The 1,415-nt window shown below is 45.7% G+C and carries 2 protein-coding genes; both read left to right on the top strand.

Annotated elements, in window-relative coordinates:
• Positions 1 to 1,188, top strand: a 1,188-nt coding sequence (istA, locus tag B5X64_RS22445; protein ID WP_139377627.1) for an IS21 family transposase, incomplete at its 5' end; no start/stop codon positions are given.
• Between the two features lie 12 nt (positions 1,189 to 1,200).
• On the top strand, positions 1,201 to 1,415 hold a 215-nt coding region (locus B5X64_RS23130), incomplete at its 3' end, for an ATP-binding protein (RefSeq protein WP_228419091.1).

The following is a 1,415-nucleotide window of genomic DNA, read 5'->3' as shown; positions in this document are numbered from 1 at the left end:
CGGCATCATTACAAGATCTGGGGCAAGCGTGTGAACCCGGTGATGCATATGAATCACAAATCCGGTGATAAGATGTATGTCGATTATGCAGGAAAAACACTCTCCATTATAGATAAGGAAAGTGGGGAGCTTAAAGAAGTTCAGTTTTTTGTAGCTATTCTCGGAGCAAGCCAATACACGTATGCTGAAGCCTCTATAAGCCAGCAGAAGGAAGATTTTGTACGATCTGTAGAAAATGCCATCCGCTTTTTTGAAGGCACACCGGCAGCGATCGTTCCTGATAACTTAAAATCCGCAGTGATCAAAAGCAGCCGTTTTGAACCCACCATCAATGAGACCCTGGCCGATCTGGCCGAACATTATGAAACGACCATCTTGCCTGCCAGGGCTTACAAACCGAGGGATAAATCTTTGGTAGAGGGCGCGGTAAAGATCCTGTACAGAAGGATCTACGCCAACCTTCAACAGGGATCCTGCGGCCTGGATGAACTAAATAGTGAGATCCGGGATCTGCTGGACTCTCATAACAAACGCAAGCTCACAGGACGTCCTTACTCCCGCTACGAGCTGTTCTTAGAGGACGAGAAGCAGCAGCTGCGCCCACTGCCTGAGCGTCGTTTTGAGATCAGGTACCAATCCTTTGCAACAGTGATGCAGAACGGGCACGTACAGTTGAGCCGGGATAAGAACTACTACAGTGTTCCTTACCAGTATATCAAGAAGAAGATCAAGATCCTATACACATCTTCCACCGTGGAGATCTACTACAAATACAACAGAATCGCAATGCACAGACGCAATTACAAGCCTTATGTCTACACAACCATTACAGAACATTTAGCCAGTACCCACCAGTTCGTGGCCGGATGGAGTGCTGCCCGCTTTATCGATTGGGCTAACAGTATTGATACCGCAGTGGGAGAATACATTCTCCAAATTATCGACAGTCGGAATCATCCCGAGCAGGCTTACAAAAGCTGCCTGGGGATACTGAACTTCGAAAAAAAAGTAGGCAGAGAAAGATTGACGGGTGCCTGTAAACGGGCATTGGATTTTAAGATCTACAGCTTTAAAACCGTGCAGAAGATCCTGGAGAACAACTTGGATCGGATTGATTTTGAAAAAGAAGAACAAGAGCAGGAATTGCCTGATCACGGCAACATCAGAGGAAAACAATACTATCATTAAATATCAACAGTTATGAACGAACCGACAGTGAGCAAAATGAAGCAAATGAAGCTTTACGGCATGCACAATGCCTTTAAGACCGCTATTGAAAGCGGAAGGACAGACCATTATACCCTCGACCAGTTTATATCGATGCTCATCGATGCCGAATGGGATGAGAGGCACAACAGGCGCATAGAGCGAAGCATTAAAAATGCTAAGTTCCATTACAAGTCCAGTATTGAAAG

This window comes from Chryseobacterium balustinum (assembly GCF_900168205.1).
GTDB lineage: Bacteria > Bacteroidota > Bacteroidia > Flavobacteriales > Weeksellaceae > Chryseobacterium > Chryseobacterium balustinum.
This window is presented reverse-complemented; position numbering and strand designations above follow the sequence as displayed.